The sequence below is a fragment of the Nostoc sp. genome (assembly GCF_036917675.1).
Classification (GTDB): domain Bacteria; phylum Cyanobacteriota; class Cyanobacteriia; order Cyanobacteriales; family Nostocaceae; genus Nostoc.
In genome coordinates, this window is record NZ_JBALCT010000040.1 from 1 (window position 1) to 13,751 (window position 13,751).

At 40.4% G+C, this 13,751-nt stretch carries 25 protein-coding genes; 4 read left to right on the forward strand and 21 right to left on the reverse strand.

Annotation, left to right across the window (positions count from 1 at the left end):
- Nucleotides 1-242 precede the first annotated feature (242 nt).
- Nucleotides 243-668 carry a GFA family protein gene (locus tag V7K31_RS13195; RefSeq protein WP_335094784.1) on the reverse strand — a complete coding sequence of 142 codons (426 nt, stop codon included), beginning with the start codon at nucleotides 666-668 and terminating at the stop codon, nucleotides 243-245.
- Between the two features lie 200 nt (nucleotides 669-868).
- On the opposite strand from V7K31_RS13195, the gene V7K31_RS13200 reads away from it, so the two are divergent.
- Entirely contained in the window at nucleotides 869-2,107 is a 1,239-nt protein-coding gene (locus V7K31_RS13200; protein ID WP_335094785.1) for an AIPR family protein, read from the forward strand.
- 13 nt (nucleotides 2,108-2,120) lie between these two features.
- Here the strand turns inward: V7K31_RS13200 and V7K31_RS13205 are convergent, their stop codons facing one another.
- The gene (locus V7K31_RS13205; RefSeq protein ID WP_335094786.1) at nucleotides 2,121-2,255 is read right to left on the reverse strand and encodes a hypothetical protein; all 135 of its coding nucleotides are present in this window, start codon (nucleotides 2,253-2,255) and stop codon (nucleotides 2,121-2,123) included.
- Between the two features lie 93 nt (nucleotides 2,256-2,348).
- Here V7K31_RS13205 and V7K31_RS13210 point away from each other — a divergent pair, with 93 nt between their 5' ends.
- Nucleotides 2,349-2,639: a hypothetical protein gene (locus tag V7K31_RS13210; RefSeq protein WP_335094787.1), complete on the forward strand. Its 291-nt coding sequence runs from the start codon at nucleotides 2,349-2,351 to the stop codon at nucleotides 2,637-2,639.
- Nucleotides 2,629-3,012: a toxin-antitoxin system TumE family protein gene (locus tag V7K31_RS13215; RefSeq protein ID WP_335094788.1), complete on the forward strand. Its 384-nt coding sequence runs from the start codon at nucleotides 2,629-2,631 to the stop codon at nucleotides 3,010-3,012. Before V7K31_RS13210 ends, V7K31_RS13215 begins: the two co-directional genes overlap by 11 nt.
- A 159-nt stretch (nucleotides 3,013-3,171) precedes the next feature.
- Here V7K31_RS13215 and V7K31_RS13220 read toward each other — a convergent pair whose 3' ends face one another.
- The 9 genes from V7K31_RS13220 to V7K31_RS13260 form a co-directional block, all read right to left on the reverse strand.
- Nucleotides 3,172-3,834: a BRO-N domain-containing protein gene (locus V7K31_RS13220; protein WP_335094789.1), complete on the reverse strand. Its 663-nt coding sequence runs from the start codon at nucleotides 3,832-3,834 to the stop codon at nucleotides 3,172-3,174.
- 34 nt (nucleotides 3,835-3,868) lie between these two features.
- Entirely contained in the window at nucleotides 3,869-4,015 is a 147-nt protein-coding gene (locus V7K31_RS13225; RefSeq protein WP_335094790.1) for a hypothetical protein, read from the reverse strand.
- Nucleotides 4,016-4,038: 23 nt separating this feature from the next.
- Nucleotides 4,039-4,440 (reverse strand): hypothetical protein, encoded by a 402-nt coding sequence (locus tag V7K31_RS13230; protein ID WP_335094791.1) that lies wholly within the window; start codon nucleotides 4,438-4,440, stop codon nucleotides 4,039-4,041.
- 63 nt (nucleotides 4,441-4,503) lie between these two features.
- Nucleotides 4,504-6,012 (reverse strand): hypothetical protein, encoded by a 1,509-nt coding sequence (locus tag V7K31_RS13235; protein WP_335094792.1) that lies wholly within the window; start codon nucleotides 6,010-6,012, stop codon nucleotides 4,504-4,506.
- 83 nt (nucleotides 6,013-6,095) lie between these two features.
- The gene (locus V7K31_RS13240; protein WP_335094793.1) at nucleotides 6,096-6,767 is read right to left on the reverse strand and encodes a hypothetical protein; all 672 of its coding nucleotides are present in this window, start codon (nucleotides 6,765-6,767) and stop codon (nucleotides 6,096-6,098) included.
- On the reverse strand, nucleotides 6,764-7,255 hold the full coding sequence (locus V7K31_RS13245; protein WP_335094794.1) for a hypothetical protein: 492 nt from the start codon (nucleotides 7,253-7,255) through the stop codon (nucleotides 6,764-6,766). Before V7K31_RS13245 ends, V7K31_RS13240 begins: the two co-directional genes overlap by 4 nt.
- A complete protein-coding gene (locus tag V7K31_RS13250) occupies nucleotides 7,252-7,887 on the reverse strand; it encodes a hypothetical protein (RefSeq protein ID WP_335094795.1) in 636 nt (211 codons plus the stop codon). Before V7K31_RS13250 ends, V7K31_RS13245 begins: the two co-directional genes overlap by 4 nt.
- Nucleotides 7,888-7,934: 47 nt before the next feature.
- Nucleotides 7,935-8,372 carry a hypothetical protein gene (locus V7K31_RS13255; RefSeq protein WP_335094796.1) on the reverse strand — a complete coding sequence of 146 codons (438 nt, stop codon included), beginning with the start codon at nucleotides 8,370-8,372 and terminating at the stop codon, nucleotides 7,935-7,937.
- Between the two features lie 711 nt (nucleotides 8,373-9,083).
- On the reverse strand, nucleotides 9,084-9,311 hold the full coding sequence (locus tag V7K31_RS13260) for a hypothetical protein (RefSeq protein WP_335094797.1): 228 nt from the start codon (nucleotides 9,309-9,311) through the stop codon (nucleotides 9,084-9,086).
- 151 nt (nucleotides 9,312-9,462) lie between these two features.
- On the opposite strand from V7K31_RS13260, the gene V7K31_RS13265 reads away from it, so the two are divergent.
- On the forward strand, nucleotides 9,463-9,678 hold the full coding sequence (locus tag V7K31_RS13265; protein WP_335094798.1) for a hypothetical protein: 216 nt from the start codon (nucleotides 9,463-9,465) through the stop codon (nucleotides 9,676-9,678).
- 107 nt (nucleotides 9,679-9,785) lie between these two features.
- Here V7K31_RS13265 and V7K31_RS13270 read toward each other — a convergent pair whose 3' ends face one another.
- From V7K31_RS13270 to V7K31_RS13315, 10 genes are all read right to left on the reverse strand, one after another.
- Nucleotides 9,786-10,061, reverse strand: a complete 276-nt coding sequence (locus V7K31_RS13270; RefSeq protein WP_335094799.1) for a hypothetical protein — start codon at nucleotides 10,059-10,061, stop codon at nucleotides 9,786-9,788.
- Between the two features lie 274 nt (nucleotides 10,062-10,335).
- Complete coding sequence (locus V7K31_RS13275; RefSeq protein WP_335094800.1) at nucleotides 10,336-10,578, reverse strand: hypothetical protein; 243 nt, start codon at nucleotides 10,576-10,578, stop codon at nucleotides 10,336-10,338.
- 6 nt (nucleotides 10,579-10,584) lie between these two features.
- Nucleotides 10,585-10,740 carry a hypothetical protein gene (locus tag V7K31_RS13280; protein WP_335094801.1) on the reverse strand — a complete coding sequence of 52 codons (156 nt, stop codon included), beginning with the start codon at nucleotides 10,738-10,740 and terminating at the stop codon, nucleotides 10,585-10,587.
- On the reverse strand, nucleotides 10,724-10,963 hold the full coding sequence (locus V7K31_RS13285; RefSeq protein ID WP_335094802.1) for a hypothetical protein: 240 nt from the start codon (nucleotides 10,961-10,963) through the stop codon (nucleotides 10,724-10,726). Before V7K31_RS13285 ends, V7K31_RS13280 begins: the two co-directional genes overlap by 17 nt.
- A gap of 14 nt (nucleotides 10,964-10,977) precedes the next feature.
- Nucleotides 10,978-11,301, reverse strand: coding sequence for a hypothetical protein (locus V7K31_RS13290; RefSeq protein ID WP_335094803.1), 324 nt, complete (start codon nucleotides 11,299-11,301; stop codon nucleotides 10,978-10,980).
- On the reverse strand, nucleotides 11,298-11,498 hold the full coding sequence (locus V7K31_RS13295) for a hypothetical protein (protein ID WP_335094804.1): 201 nt from the start codon (nucleotides 11,496-11,498) through the stop codon (nucleotides 11,298-11,300). Before V7K31_RS13295 ends, V7K31_RS13290 begins: the two co-directional genes overlap by 4 nt.
- Nucleotides 11,499-11,685: 187 nt before the next feature.
- On the reverse strand, nucleotides 11,686-12,309 hold the full coding sequence (locus tag V7K31_RS13300) for an ERF family protein (protein WP_335094805.1): 624 nt from the start codon (nucleotides 12,307-12,309) through the stop codon (nucleotides 11,686-11,688).
- A gap of 14 nt (nucleotides 12,310-12,323) precedes the next feature.
- Complete coding sequence (locus V7K31_RS13305; protein WP_335094806.1) at nucleotides 12,324-12,584, reverse strand: hypothetical protein; 261 nt, start codon at nucleotides 12,582-12,584, stop codon at nucleotides 12,324-12,326.
- A gap of 254 nt (nucleotides 12,585-12,838) precedes the next feature.
- On the reverse strand, nucleotides 12,839-13,054 hold the full coding sequence (locus V7K31_RS13310; RefSeq protein ID WP_335094807.1) for a hypothetical protein: 216 nt from the start codon (nucleotides 13,052-13,054) through the stop codon (nucleotides 12,839-12,841).
- A gap of 91 nt (nucleotides 13,055-13,145) precedes the next feature.
- A complete protein-coding gene (locus tag V7K31_RS13315) occupies nucleotides 13,146-13,577 on the reverse strand; it encodes a hypothetical protein (RefSeq protein WP_335094808.1) in 432 nt (143 codons plus the stop codon).
- Nucleotides 13,578-13,751 lie beyond the last annotated feature (174 nt).

A 13,751-nucleotide genomic window follows, 5' to 3' on the forward strand; every position in this document is an offset into this window, starting at 1 on the left:
CAAGCTAAAAACATCGGGAGCCGTGTACACGGAAACGGGTACGCACGGATCTAACTGAGAGGTGCGGGAGACAATACTCCCCATCGACTCAACCAGAGCTATGACTTACAAAAGTGGTAAAGACATAGCCGGATGATTTGTTGTCTCAAGGTTTTGAGTGAGCGCACGGAAGTGAGTGAAGCAGTGCGCTCATTCGCCCAACCTAACTCAAACTGGTAAAAAGTAACTCTAATGTTTAGGAATCAATTAGGAGGTGCAAACTGTGCAAATAGCTCTGCCCCTGTCAGGTTATTAGTTTCATTGGCAAAACAGTAATATTTGGGCTTTTCATCAATGAATACCTGATGATCAAAAACAAGACCTTCACAGTTCTGGAATAGTCCAACAGGCATGAAATACTGGTTATTTTGTTTTATTTTATAAAATAGATGGCTACCACACTGCTTACAAAATCCACGCTCTGCCCACTGTGACGATTGATAAACCCCAATATTTTCTTCACCAGAAAAGCTAACATCACTTTTACAGTCAACAACTAACAGAGGCCCTCCGCCCCAATTGCGGCACATACTACAATGACACGCTCCCACATTTTTACTCATGCTAGTTGTAGAAAGGCTTACTGCTCCACACAGGCAACTACCTTTTGCAATATTTAGGTTAGACATATTATTTGCTCCGATTCTAGGCAGGCGCTCCAATTACTCACATTTTCCCCTATTTCATACTGGATTTGCCAAGTCCTCTTGTCAATAGGGTAAGAGAAGCGCTAACCCTGGCATACAAAGGTACTTGGCATTAGCGAGAAACGGAATATCAGATACGGGTTTTGGTTAACATAGAAATTCCACCTCCCAAGAAATAAAGTATGCCCAAGACTTGGAACATCAAGATAGATAACTATTTTCAAGCCAATCCCAATTGCATCATCGCCACTGCTCATGTAGACTCGTTCCCCACAGACCTCCCCTTAGAACCCAACATCAGGGAACCAAACCGCAAAAGCGCGACCTACAGACAAGTCTTCGATTCACTAACCACCGAACCCGAAAAATTCTTCTCTCGTCACAGTGGAATCGTTCTGTCAGCTAATATTGCTAAACCTGTCAAGAACAAAACTGAACTAGAACTGGAGATTTTAGAAGCTAACGAGGGTGGCAGCGACGGCATTATCAACGGTGGCCATACAGTATTAGGGTTTGAGCAAGCGAAAAATTACAACTATAATTTAAGTCAAGCCAGAGTAAAAGTTACCATCCACATCGGACTCTCGGAAGACGAGGCTAAGGATATAGCCCTAGCTTCAAATACTACAACGCCAGTAGATTCTCGCTCCAAAGTCAACGCTAGGGGTGATTACAAATTCATCAAGCAGTATTTAGCCCAGTTAGAACAGAAAGAAGATAGAAAATTCCGCATCGCTTATTATCAAAACCAAAGCGGCGCTCCCAGAAATGCCCAGTGCAATGTTACCCATTTGCTGAAGTTGATTAACTGCCTCGATAGAAATAGATACAACCCCGACGGCAATAAACGAACCAAACACCCAGCAGGTATGAGTCCCCCATCTAACATCACAGACACGGAAAGGGAAAGATTAACTGCACTTTTGCCTCTGCTATCTCAAGCTCTGTGGATAGAGCAAAGACTCTACGAAATAATCCAAGACTATATCAGCAACCCCAGAAGAAAGGGTGTTAACGACTTAGCATCAATTGATATACGTAAGACTACATTGTTGCCTGACAGCAAATACTCCTTTGGGTTTGGTGCGCCAACCGACTTGGCACTACCGATAATCGCATCATATCGGGTATTTTTGGACAAGGACTATAAATGGATTCTGCCGTTTGACGAATTTGCCGAAGATTTCCTCCAGCACCTGTGGACTAACTATTTCCGTAAATACTTGGTGTCTGAGAAAACAGCAGGAAATACAGTAGGAACTAAAATCAGCCGCAATCAAGAGATTTGGGAAAGTCTGTATATCTCGGCGCAAAGTTATCTCAATTCTTCCTTGATGCAAATGGTTAAATCCGGCAAGCAAGAATCAGAATCGAAGGTGACACAAGAGACAAAAGCGCGTCTGCAAGCAGGTAAGAAATAATAGTATAAGGTTTTTATTGAGAGATTCGTTTTGGATGAGCGATGGCTTTTAATAGTAAACAGTTATCAGTCAAGTCGTAAAGTCCTTGGGTTTTAACTGATAACTGTTTTAAGTGATGGACTAACTTGTGGAATCGAAAAAGTGCCATTGCTCACAGATTATTTTCCATTTCCATATAGAATAAAAACTGCTCATTCAAGGACTATTTTGTGAATTCAACAGTATCAAAAGAGGAAAAATAATGGCTGAACTCAAACTCCGGTCAAAAGATCCAGATTCCCTCAGACGCATTATTCAAAGTGCTTTGTCAGAAAGATTACAGAGTGTGACAGCAGGAATCAAAAGAACAGAAGAACGGATTCAGGAATTTGAAACCAAATATAAATTATCAACTGAGGAATTTATCACTCAGTTTAATAATGATGAATTATCTCATAGTTTTGACTTTGATGAGTGGATTGGAGAAGCTCGAATGTTAGCACATTTACAACAAACAAAAGAGTCAATAGAGGAGATTGATTTTGTTGATTGAAGATTATTTTCAACAAGTTCGGATTTTAATTGAATCCTCAAAAATAGTTCAATTATTTCATTTAGAAACTGAAAAGAGAGGAATATATGAAGGTTTTATCAGAGCCAAACTCGAATTTAAAAATAACTCCTTGCTGCATTTGAGGGAATTTGTTTATGTTGAAATATCACTTGATAGAAAAATGTATAGCTATCAATATATGAATTCAGAGAATAGTCTAATTTTTCGCTATGACAATACTGAACATCACCGAAAATTAAATCTGACTACCTTTCCTCATCATAAACATGATGGGAGTGAGGATAATATCGTTAAATCAGATGCTCCTTTCTTAGCTGAGATCCTAAAAGAAATTGAGAAAATATTAGTATAATGCGATTCCTACGGCAGAGGTTGCCAATATCCACAATCTTTTCAGCGAACGCTTGAGATCGATTAATTTATTTTCGCTGTAGACCACGCCCTTGTTAGAAAAGCGTAGTCTGATCTTAGCAATGGCTCTGCCAGAAATTCACATTTGTTGCATTATCCCTTATCCCTCTACACTCAAATCAATCACCTCTAAAACATCAGGCAACCAGCGAACGTGTTCAACGATTTTATCGTGAGTACGAGCTTTATCTCGTGTTACCGTTCCCCACAGCTTACCTTTTTCAGTTAGATGCCAAATATTTTTGTGACTTTGTTTACCATTGGTGTCAGTGTTGATTTGAACCTCTTTAGTTTGCAAGCCAGCAGATTCCAAAACACGGTTAACTATTTGGGGTTTTATGGGCTTGGGTAGTCCGTTGCGTTCGGCATATAATTCACCGATTGCGGTTGGAGACAAATGCCGATTGGGAGTCGCAACGATTTCTTGAACTGCTCCGACCAACTCCTGTGCCATTGGGGTGATTTCGGGACACAGCGCTTGTACACCTCGAAGGATGGTGATCGTTTGGAGTTCTGCACTAAGCCTTGTGCCAGCAAGTACTTTTTGTCCAAAGTTCACGAGTTCATCGAGTGTGAGTTTGGTATTGTGCTGTTGCTCCGGCTGTGGTATTTCATACTTCCCGGTACGACGTATAGAGGGAAGAACATCTTCGTATAACCACTGCTGGAATAGCACGGCAATCGGACTGTCAGAGCGTCCAATCAAATAATACAGCCCTGGTTCATAAAGCGTTGCCATTTTCTGCTTTCCGCCAGGGGTCATAATTGGTTTATGATCCTTCCATGCAGCAGGAACTTTACCCAGATAGTTGGAGTAATGGAAGCGAGTCTGCTTGGGGATACAAAATAGCAACAATATCCGCAGCTACCCACTCAAGTTTTTCTGGTGTGCCGATGAATCGGACTTGTTGAGACTCAAACACGAAAACTGATATAGCCAACATAACTAAAATTCCTCCAATATTTATCAACTACGGGTTAATGCAAGTAAGCAAAATTTAATTCGTAGAGATGTGGCTTTAATCCAAGTTTGATGATTATTTAATCCGCCCCTTTGTACCCAGACTTGATGGTAGTGAACTGAGGTAGGGCTACTACTTCTGCCATAGTAATTTTCATGGCACCGAGAGCATACCCCTACACAATCCCAGCCGGGAATTTCGTAACCAGACACAGAAGCACGAGGGAAATGCAGTAAAAACATTCCCAAAATGCGGCGCAGGAGCGATCGCCGATAATGTAGATGATGTACTATCGTAGCTTTGCCATGCCAGGGATTATTAGTGCAACGGCTTTGAAGACGATAGACACGACGGCAAGTTATTGACCAGTTCCTAGCGTATTCAAATGAAGTTAAGGATTTACGCATTATGTGAGTCTAATTGGTTCAATAATTAATGAGATTCGAGGCATAAGTGAATAAAATCTCCAATCAAATATCAATTTTAAATTTGTAAATCAATCCTTGATGGTCAGTTTGACGGATAAGTGTGACAATTGCTGTTTTTAATTCATCAGCACGCTCATTTTGTCCCAATTCGTTGACGATAAAATCTTCAAGTGTTAAATGCCGTGTCCGCTCCAATTTATCAATCATTTGCCCTGAAGGACTTCTTTGTACGGCTGTCACAGTTCTCAATTGCTGTCGTTGTTGAGTTGATAATGAATCTCCTGTTGGTTTATCATTGTCCCGATCAAGGGCAGAGTAATTAGGTAGCTCTGGCATTGCGCCCCATGTGGAATTTCCACCAAAGAAGACAGCGCGGTTGCATGGAGATGCTTTAATTAAAGTGTTTATTTCTACTAAATCAATCATTTCTAGAATCGGTGACTTTTTCCACTGTTTTAAAACGTTAGTATTCTTGTCTGAAATGATGGCAACTGCGGTAATTTGGCTGGTAGCTGATAAATTTAACCCTAGTGGCCCAACATAAGGAGATTGAGCAAGTAGCCAAACATTCTCCTTGCTAGAACCACCAAGTGAAGAAATATGTAAAATCAATGTGCCAATGCGCTCGTTTCGACATTTTTTAGCCGCATCACCAAGGGTGGAACCTTCGTCAATAACTAATAAAGATTCTTCTTGATTATTAGCCCATTCGATGTAACCTATTTCTTCCTTGGTTCCATCAAGTACTTCGTTCATCCATTTACAAATATTTTCTGGGGATTCATTTTTGCATTTTTTACGCCGAACAAAGTCAACCACGCCCTCTGTGTAACCATATTCAGATGGTTCATTTTTGGGGTCAATATAAAAGATTTTCCGATTCGGCTTTTCGGCTTTGATACGACGTAGGGCATTAGCAACCAGCATTCCTTTACCACTTCCACCAATTCCAAAAATGATGCAATTGCGGATAGGTGAAGCAATTTCTCGAACTATATCTATAATGTGTGTGGGATTGTGAACTGAAGATGAAGTATTAGTAGTTGCGAGTTCAGTAGAATGCGAATTAGATTGTTGTGAGAGGAATGTAGATTGTTGCAGGGAATTAGAAGAAGCTAGCGAGAAGAATGGTTGATTTAATGATTGACTAGAGTGTGATGCATCCTCAATATAGTCGATTGCTGCGTTTGAAAAAGCGTACTCTTGACTGCTGGCAAAGTGCAACTCTCGCTCGATATCATCCTTACCCACTTGCTGTATATATGCCCGAAAATCATCACCATCTAAAATATGAGCAATACAGCCATATTCTCTAATCGCTGCTTGATTGCGTTGAATTTCTTTGGCTTTTTTAAAACTACTATATAATGTCCATCCGGCAATGAGCGTCCCAGTCAAAGGAGATGTGGCACTTGCTGCAACTGCCGCCACAATCAACCCGGCTGCAATATTCCACTGAATGTTGTTCTCAGTGGTATGTTTAAAAGCGATAGCACTCCACTGTTCGGGGGGTTTTTGGTTTTTAGTAATATCAAAACGTGCCATATTCATATTTTTTTAAAATAAGATGAAAGTGTTTGTGGGGAAAGGAGAGCGCTTATATTGAATACTGCGCTCCCGGTTTTAACCGACTGCTAAGACTTGATCGCGTAAGACAATTTCCCCACCCAAATAATTAATGCCACAATCACCTCAATCGCAAACAACGTGATTAACGCCAGTGCGAGATTGCCGTAGTCCAACTTGCCCCACTGACCTGTCGCCAAAATAAATATCAAGTCGGAAATTTTACCACTCTCGACTGGGGAATAAACCGTAAGGCAAATCAAAAAATCAACCGTATAGGTAAAGATTTTCAACACCTCTAAGTTACTGACAACAGAGATTGGTAGGTGATTGTATGTGCGTTTAAGCATTCTGAGTGCAGGGTCATCGTTATCTTTCTCTTGATAACGGGTTCGCCCATCAGCCTCAGATACAATTTTCTCTATAAACTTCTCATTGTTATAGAGAATTAACGGTAAAACTTCGATAATCTGAATCACACTCCAAAGTATTGCTCCCAATATCCAAGAAAGACTTTTAGAAAATATCGCTGCAATACCATTAATGATTGGGATTGCGGCTACCAAAGAAGTAAATGCGCTACTGGTAGCTTTACCGCCCAAAAATGACACGGCTCTTTCATAAGGTTGAATATTTAGGTAAGCAAACCAGATACCAGCTATCACTAATCCCCAATACAAAAGCCTTAAAGTAGGGTTAGTTTTTTGCCCATTCTCTCTTTTAGGCATCGTAAAATTCACTGCTTTGCTCCTGAATCAATTGGTTGGCTGTATGTGCCACCACGAAACCGTTTAAGCCGAGTGGCAACTAAATCTCTGTTTCCGGTAAATGCGATCGCCTCTACTTGTCCCCTATCAGCAATCACACCAGTATTGCCGTTGGCATCGCACACTACAGTTCCTTTGGGCAATGGGTTTAGTGTGATTCGGTCTAGGATCACTTTTCCTTGAACAATCGTCACGTACTTATGAGGGTAGACCGTTGCCACAATTGGTAAACACCCTGACTTGTATCTAGCATCAGCAATTGTGGCTTGCTCCTTTTCAAACTCAAGTTGTTGCTCCAGAATTGTTTGTTGCTTGGAGTTTTCAGCGATTGATTGCTTGATGTCAGCGATCGCCCCCATATTCCTTTGAATATCACCAGATGAATAAACCAAAGATGCTCCCACTAACGCGCCAAATATAATTGATGTTTTATGCTTCCTCCAAAGCCTTGCACTATTCATTCCCCCATCTCCTCCAAAAAAGCATCAATACTAAAAGTGTTATCAGCAGGAGCTAGAGACTTGAAGTTCTGTACATCAGATTTGACTTGAGGAGTAAGAGATTTTACCTCGCTCAAAAAGGCATCAACGTCTACTGTTTCCACACCATAACCAGCAAGCAGCTTATTGATTTGCTTATCATTATCAGAAAGCGAACGCAAGTATTCAGTGCTGTGCTGTGTTTGCTGGAGGAAGGAATTAGCTACAGCACCTCTGCTATGATCTAACGCCCTCTGAAATACCTTTGCTTCTAATGTTGCTATGGCATTGGCTTGGGCTACCGCACCACTCATCACCACCCGAATCATCCCCGCCATTATCTGACGATTAACGTTTGGAATGATATTAGCTCCCATTTCGGTTGCTTGTTGAATTGCTGATGCTTCTTGCTCTGATGCTGGCAGGTGCTTTTGGCTATTAATTGCAAAGCCTGCAAGTTCAAACACTTTCTCCAACTCTTCTGTGATGTCTGGGCTAAAAGAATCAGAGTCTGGGTCAACGTCTGACCCGTGGGCACGCATGACGCGGAGTGCTTCTATGACTTGCACATCGGTGTAGCGATCGCTAAACCATTCAATTATAGCAACCGCCAAGATGGTTAGGACAACGATAAATTCACAATGTATCCTGTTGAACGCGTCTACCGCCAACTTGTCCTAACGGCTTTGGCGACTGCTATAACTGTGCTTTGGTAAACATTATTATTCTCCTGCCATTGTTCAAAGTTGGTTCTACGTAAATGCATGAAATTAAATTTCAGAAACTGTATGACTTGGGTATTATTCCTTACCCCCTTTTTAATGGATTCATCCTTTAACAAAAAAATCACAGCCGAAAGAAACCTTTGATACGCATCTAGATAGTTACTTCGGATTCCTCGCTGGGTTTCGTAATAGCTTGCCTTCAAAGGAGGAATCTTATTAATAATGTCTTCTTCCCATCTCCAAAGTGTAGTCCGATGAAACCCAAGTATAGAAACCCATTCTTCTCTTGTTAGTAAATTATCGAAAAATGCATCCCTAATTTTTGGGGATTCTTTTAATTTCTCCAAAACTGTGGGTAAATCGTTGTGCATCATTGTTTCAGTAAGTCTGGAAAGGTGATTGCTGTTTTCATGAAAATATGTGTGAAACCCCACTTTTGCGTATATTTTTTTGTGATTTGGGAACCGAAAACGATTTGGTGTTGCATTTGAGAGTGTTTTTGTTGCATTTGGGTGGTGGTTTTGGGAAATGCACACAAGTGCAACATTGTTGTTATGTGACATTTACCGAAATATTTGATACTAGGAGGAAAAGCCATTTTTCTTGAAAAATAAGAGGAATATTCTGAGAAAAATTATCACAATAAATAATAAAAACAAGTTTAGAGTTATCTCATCCTGATTAAATTTGGTTGATAGGTTCTAAGACAAAATCTACTTAGCATCATAGTTTTTCTGTAAAAGCATTAGCAAGTTATAAAAAAATGATTTATTACTAATTAATAAAATAGCTGTATGTAATTCCTCTAACCCAAGCATTTCAATACCAGGATTTCGTCAATTCCTTCACTCCAATTCAAAATTAAAAAAGGTCATATTTATTATGAGATGTACTTTGTAGCTTGTTTATTCTCTTGATTCAAGTATTTTTTACCAAATAGATCATTGATGCATTTGATATCTAAATGATACAAAGCCTACAATCGTGTAAGCAATAGCTGAAACTGTACTTTGTCCAGTTCTTTGATGTGATATTTAAAGAAACTGTACTTTGTCCAGTTTTTCTTTTAAGCGGTGAAATTCTAGTTAAAATACTTTAGACAAAGTTTTAACGTATTGCTCTCTAAGTTGTGGATTTTGACTAAGCAAATGGTGTAACCGATTGAGTTCTTTTAAAGTGCGTTCAGTTACTCGTCTAGTTTGATTACTCCATCTATCTACTGTGCAAGTTTTCACTCCCATTAACTCGGCTAGCTGCCGATGGTACATAGGATGTTTACCCAGAAAGTCATGAAGTGATTTGATTTCTGCCATAAAGACGACCTTTAACGTCAAAGCGATTCTAGAGTAGCACAAATATACTATCTATACCCCTCTAGATAATATATTTTCTTAGTAAGACTTTTTGATAAAAACACCAAACTATAGGGGTATAGTTATACATAAATCTTTTGAAAACCAGAAAATGCCGAAAAAAACTACACCAAAAATGATTCAAATCGCAGTTTCTATTCCAGAGCCGTTATATGAAGCAGCAAAACGGATTCAAGCAATGGAAGGATGGAATGAGTCAGAAATGCATAGACTGTTTTGGGAAAAAGGATTTGCGCTTCACGTTCAGGGAACTCTTGCCCGTCATCAATTGGGTTTGATTCCTGAAGTGGAGAGTACGGTTGAGTGATTTGGGGAAAAACGATCTTGAGGCTCTTAAACAAGTTATGTAAGGGAGCCTGGGAGGAGGAAGAAGAGAATTACCAAATATAATTCTCCTCCTTCTCTTATTCTTCTTTACAAAGCCTTCTTTCGTTTAACCAGCACCGAGCGCAAATATCGCCGACACTCCCCCTCTCCCCGATAAATCAGAATCCGCAGCGCCTCTATTTCCTGCATTGGAGAAACACAGATTTCAGCAATGGCACTAATCAGATTCTGTTGCTGATGTACATAGTCTTGATGCTGCTGCTCTAACACAGCAATTCTGGAGTTCAACTGTTGTATCTCTCGCAATGCTTGAGTTAGCGATGATTCTTTCTTTTGAGAGCGATTGTCCAAAGTTAATGTCATGTTATTGCTCCTTATTTAAATTGTTGAAAGCTTTGCCAATCGGGGCATTTCGTACCCTCAATGCCTTCGGGATGAACAGAACAGATAAAAGGGGAGCCGTTGTAAGAGATCCCGTGATAGTATTTGCAACCTATACAACTGATGGGTGGGAGCAATGCGATTTTGTGAGGTGCTTAAAATTCGGGTGCTAAATTACCTATTTAGGGGTGCGATCGCAGCCAAGTAACTGTTTTTATTGAGAATTTAGCTCTGTAACTGAGAATTAAAGTCCGATCTAACAAAATCGCATCGCTCCCCTGATGGGTCTAGTTAAAGGTCGAGGTCGGCGCAACATAACTTGGTCAATTTCATTTTGACCAGTAATTCGGTGAACCATGAATGCTGTGATCCCAGTCCCGGCTATTGCTCCACCAATGGTATACATGATATTTCTGCCGAGATACTGAGTGCCGAAATATCCACAAATAATTGTTGCTGCTGCTGCACTGATGCCTTTGATGAAACGACTAAAATTCATCTTTTGTTACTTCTTTTTGACTGACGGTTCATTTTCAGTTAAAAGTCTGCCAAAGTCGTAAATCGTTACTGTTGGTTTTAGTTCTGGTTCAGGTTTTGGTTTCGATTCGATTACGAGTTCAGGATTGCCCAAACCAACTGCATTTTTAATTTCCTGTTCCATGTTTAGATTCTCCTTGTTGATTAACTTGCTCCACCTCATCAATTGCGTCTACTACTTCTTCCAAAATATTGAAAGCATCGTTTAGCACAACATTATTTGAGGTAGAAAAATGCTCTGACGATTGAATTTTACGATAATCTTGACTACTCCCCACAAGCCGCAACGTATATTGACAACCCTGCAATATAGCTCGAATCTCTGGTGTAGTTAATTTGATTTCCATTGTCGTTTCTCTCCCTAAAATTTGTCCCGGTGAACACTGAAACTCGCTCCAATCAAAGCACTGCCCAAAAAGCCTGAAAAACTAACTAACATCATCCCCAAGCAGGTCTTTTTCTGATGCTGCCAATGTTGAGAACTTGTGGCAATCTCCATTCCCCAGTAGCCTGTTGCTCCTACTCCCGCAAATCCGGTAAAAAGTAGAGAGATAATTGCAGTTGTTTCTATGGTGCGATCGATGAAAATCCTGGGGTTGAATCTTCTCCTAGTACGGCGGCGAAGCACCAATTTACTCTTGTGGTCTAATTGAGATTGGTAAACAATTTGTTTGTGGTTAGTCATTTCGTTTCTTCTAACTCCACGTAGAAACCTGTACCAGTATTATTAATCTTCACCAACTTTTGATTGACTAGTGTTTGAATCACTCCCAGACTAAATTTGATACTGCACAATCGTGCGCTACCTCCACAGCGTCGGAGGTACTGTAGGCACAGTGAGGACTGGTCAGTAGAGGTGGGATAAGTGGATTTTCTCGGCATGATATTTTTCCTGTCGATGTTATGAGAAGAAATGTTTGCTTCAATTCAGTTCAGGCAATTCTGCAAGCGCTCCTTCCATCCATGCCTGAATTGCTTCCATCTCAGAAATACCTCGCAATACAGCATCGATTACGTGCTTCTGATAAGAATTAACAGCATGATCAGGATGTCCAAACTTATTACCAGATCAAGCCAAACACATAGTCTTGACTAATTCATCAATCTGAAGAGAATCAAGCTCACTCGGACTAGTCACATTTCGAGAATGCAGCCACTCTTTGACTAAATCCAACGGATAATTTAAAAGTGTGCGAACTTCTTTGACTCGCAAATCTTTTGGATTGATTGATGGTGCAGTTACAGCTTGTTTTGGTGGCTGGACTCTATACTGTTGATTGTCTTTGCGAGGTCTAATGTTATTCTGTGGTTCAGTCTTTTTAGAAGTATCTGCAATTTGTGCATCATCATCTTCATCTGCTGTTACCGATAGAATTGCACAAACTGCATATCTTCGGGCATAAGTAAGCGCCGCACCGAACTTTTGTGAGTCACTAATTTCAGGTAAGGGATAATTACTGGTGATGCTTTCGCCCGATTCATGGTAAAGATGAGTCTGCAAAACAGTTTTACCTTCACAAATTTCGGTAGTTTGAATGATGACTAATCCATGTTTACCCAATGCGGGAGTGACAGCAGCTAAGACTGCATCTAGCGTTGCATACTTTTTCTTGAAGTGAGGATTAGTACCGTCTTTTTGAATCGAGTTAAACTCTGCCTTCGCTTTGATTAAAGCTTTGATTAATTCTTGCATTGTCCGGCTCCTCTTTACCAATCACTTTCGTTAATATCACCAGACACTTTTTTGCTAGACTTAGCTTTATTTATCTGAAACTCTGAGGCTTTTAACACAGGCATTGCCGCTTGTTTTACCGAAGTTTTAGCTTGTTGATAGAGGAATTGGGTTATTCCATCAGCGTCTTCCCCATCTTCCACTTGCGCCCATAAAGAACAACCCAGTTCCAGCGATTCGTAGTCGCCAAGGTTAAATTTTCTAGAGTAACTAACAGAGACAGTAGTGAATTTCATAAGATGTTGGGTTTACTAAATATTGGTTTTCAATTCTCTTCGCTAGTATCAATCATCTCAATCCTGAGCCTTTTAGATAAATCACCAGCTTTTACACCAATAATTCCTGGTTCAATTTCAGTACCTAATTCCTCTAAAATTGAGTGGAAGCTTGGGGATTCATCATTGATTTATATCTCAATGAAACCTGTATTATTGGATATAACAGTTGCCCAAATTGGGCTTTGCTTGAGGAATACTTGTTGGATAGAGTTTCATGATTTTGCTTGCTCATTAAACTTGACCTCAATAATTTCTTCTACACAACTCATTGCCTCACCCAAATAATGCAGGACATCGCCCAAATGAGTTGCTGCTTCTGGGTCAATCTTCTTTTCAGCAATCAACAAAAGCCAATTTTCGTTTTGGGCAATCGCCTGAATCTTCAGGTAGCACGAGTTGAAACTTTTCAGTATTTCTATCGGTTCCATTGGTTTATCCGATGAGTTGTGTTGTTCTATTTGGATAAAATTTAGGTTTGCTCCTTCCTATATAGGTGGGTCTTACTGCCCACCCATTTTCTTAAGCTGCAACTAAATCTTTCGCTTGTGGAACGTACCTTTTCAGCCGTTCCCATTCGTCATTTGTCAGCGAATCGAATTCTTTATCCAATAACTCTTCTTCTGTGGGTGGTTGTTCTATAGCTGTTCTTGATACTCTTGCCACTTTCAAAAATTCATCCAGCCCAACTGCTGCATCCAACGCTTCGGCATATCGAATATTATCTACCGCGTTTGACCAGTGGGTAATATGCTGAAATACCACCCCAATCATCGAATCAACTCTGTACACTCGATAATTCCTGGGGCAAGCTCCATTAACGTAAACTAGTTTGTAGTCAGGGATTTCCATGACCTCTGCGCTGGGGTCGGTTGGGGGTAACAGAATTAACTCTTGGCAATCACCTAAACCCGGATCAAGAAGTGCAGGGTTACTTGCTGTACTTTGTGTCATGATTGTGTTTATTCGAGATTAAACTTGTTGGCGATTGCAATTCTTTTGGTGTGCAATCGCCTTTTTCACTTCCAGCAACTTACGCCGCTACTGCCGTTCGGACTACCAACGACGCAATCACATCTTTTGCACTACCAGCAACCCGATTCACCCCGTACTGTCTCGGTCGGTAGG

What these genes read in the sequence shown, in the direction of transcription:
- V7K31_RS13195 (WP_335094784.1), bottom strand. Translation starts at nt 668, where the DNA reads ATGTCTAACCTAAATATTGCAAAAGGTAGTTGCCTGTGTGGAGCAGTA.
- V7K31_RS13200 (WP_335094785.1), top strand. Translation starts at nt 869, where the DNA reads ATGCCCAAGACTTGGAACATCAAGATAGATAACTATTTTCAAGCCAAT.
- V7K31_RS13205 (WP_335094786.1), bottom strand. Translation starts at nt 2,255, where the DNA reads ATGGCACTTTTTCGATTCCACAAGTTAGTCCATCACTTAAAACAGTTA.
- V7K31_RS13210 (WP_335094787.1), top strand. Translation starts at nt 2,349, where the DNA reads ATGGCTGAACTCAAACTCCGGTCAAAAGATCCAGATTCCCTCAGACGC.
- V7K31_RS13220 (WP_335094789.1), bottom strand. Translation starts at nt 3,834, where the DNA reads ATGACCCCTGGCGGAAAGCAGAAAATGGCAACGCTTTATGAACCAGGG.
- V7K31_RS13225 (WP_335094790.1), bottom strand. Translation starts at nt 4,015, where the DNA reads ATGTTGGCTATATCAGTTTTCGTGTTTGAGTCTCAACAAGTCCGATTC.
- V7K31_RS13230 (WP_335094791.1), bottom strand. Translation starts at nt 4,440, where the DNA reads ATGCGTAAATCCTTAACTTCATTTGAATACGCTAGGAACTGGTCAATA.
- V7K31_RS13235 (WP_335094792.1), bottom strand. Translation starts at nt 6,012, where the DNA reads ATGAATATGGCACGTTTTGATATTACTAAAAACCAAAAACCCCCCGAA.
- V7K31_RS13245 (WP_335094794.1), bottom strand. Translation starts at nt 7,255, where the DNA reads ATGAATAGTGCAAGGCTTTGGAGGAAGCATAAAACATCAATTATATTT.
- V7K31_RS13255 (WP_335094796.1), bottom strand. Translation starts at nt 8,372, where the DNA reads ATGATGCACAACGATTTACCCACAGTTTTGGAGAAATTAAAAGAATCC.
- V7K31_RS13260 (WP_335094797.1), bottom strand. Translation starts at nt 9,311, where the DNA reads ATGGCAGAAATCAAATCACTTCATGACTTTCTGGGTAAACATCCTATG.
- V7K31_RS13265 (WP_335094798.1), top strand. Translation starts at nt 9,463, where the DNA reads ATGCCGAAAAAAACTACACCAAAAATGATTCAAATCGCAGTTTCTATT.
- V7K31_RS13270 (WP_335094799.1), bottom strand. Translation starts at nt 10,061, where the DNA reads ATGACATTAACTTTGGACAATCGCTCTCAAAAGAAAGAATCATCGCTA.
- V7K31_RS13275 (WP_335094800.1), bottom strand. Translation starts at nt 10,578, where the DNA reads ATGAATTTTAGTCGTTTCATCAAAGGCATCAGTGCAGCAGCAGCAACA.
- V7K31_RS13280 (WP_335094801.1), bottom strand. Translation starts at nt 10,740, where the DNA reads ATGGAACAGGAAATTAAAAATGCAGTTGGTTTGGGCAATCCTGAACTC.
- V7K31_RS13285 (WP_335094802.1), bottom strand. Translation starts at nt 10,963, where the DNA reads ATGGAAATCAAATTAACTACACCAGAGATTCGAGCTATATTGCAGGGT.
- V7K31_RS13290 (WP_335094803.1), bottom strand. Translation starts at nt 11,301, where the DNA reads ATGACTAACCACAAACAAATTGTTTACCAATCTCAATTAGACCACAAG.
- V7K31_RS13295 (WP_335094804.1), bottom strand. Translation starts at nt 11,498, where the DNA reads ATGCCGAGAAAATCCACTTATCCCACCTCTACTGACCAGTCCTCACTG.
- V7K31_RS13300 (WP_335094805.1), bottom strand. Translation starts at nt 12,309, where the DNA reads ATGCAAGAATTAATCAAAGCTTTAATCAAAGCGAAGGCAGAGTTTAAC.
- V7K31_RS13305 (WP_335094806.1), bottom strand. Translation starts at nt 12,584, where the DNA reads ATGAAATTCACTACTGTCTCTGTTAGTTACTCTAGAAAATTTAACCTT.
- V7K31_RS13310 (WP_335094807.1), bottom strand. Translation starts at nt 13,054, where the DNA reads ATGGAACCGATAGAAATACTGAAAAGTTTCAACTCGTGCTACCTGAAG.
- V7K31_RS13315 (WP_335094808.1), bottom strand. Translation starts at nt 13,577, where the DNA reads ATGACACAAAGTACAGCAAGTAACCCTGCACTTCTTGATCCGGGTTTA.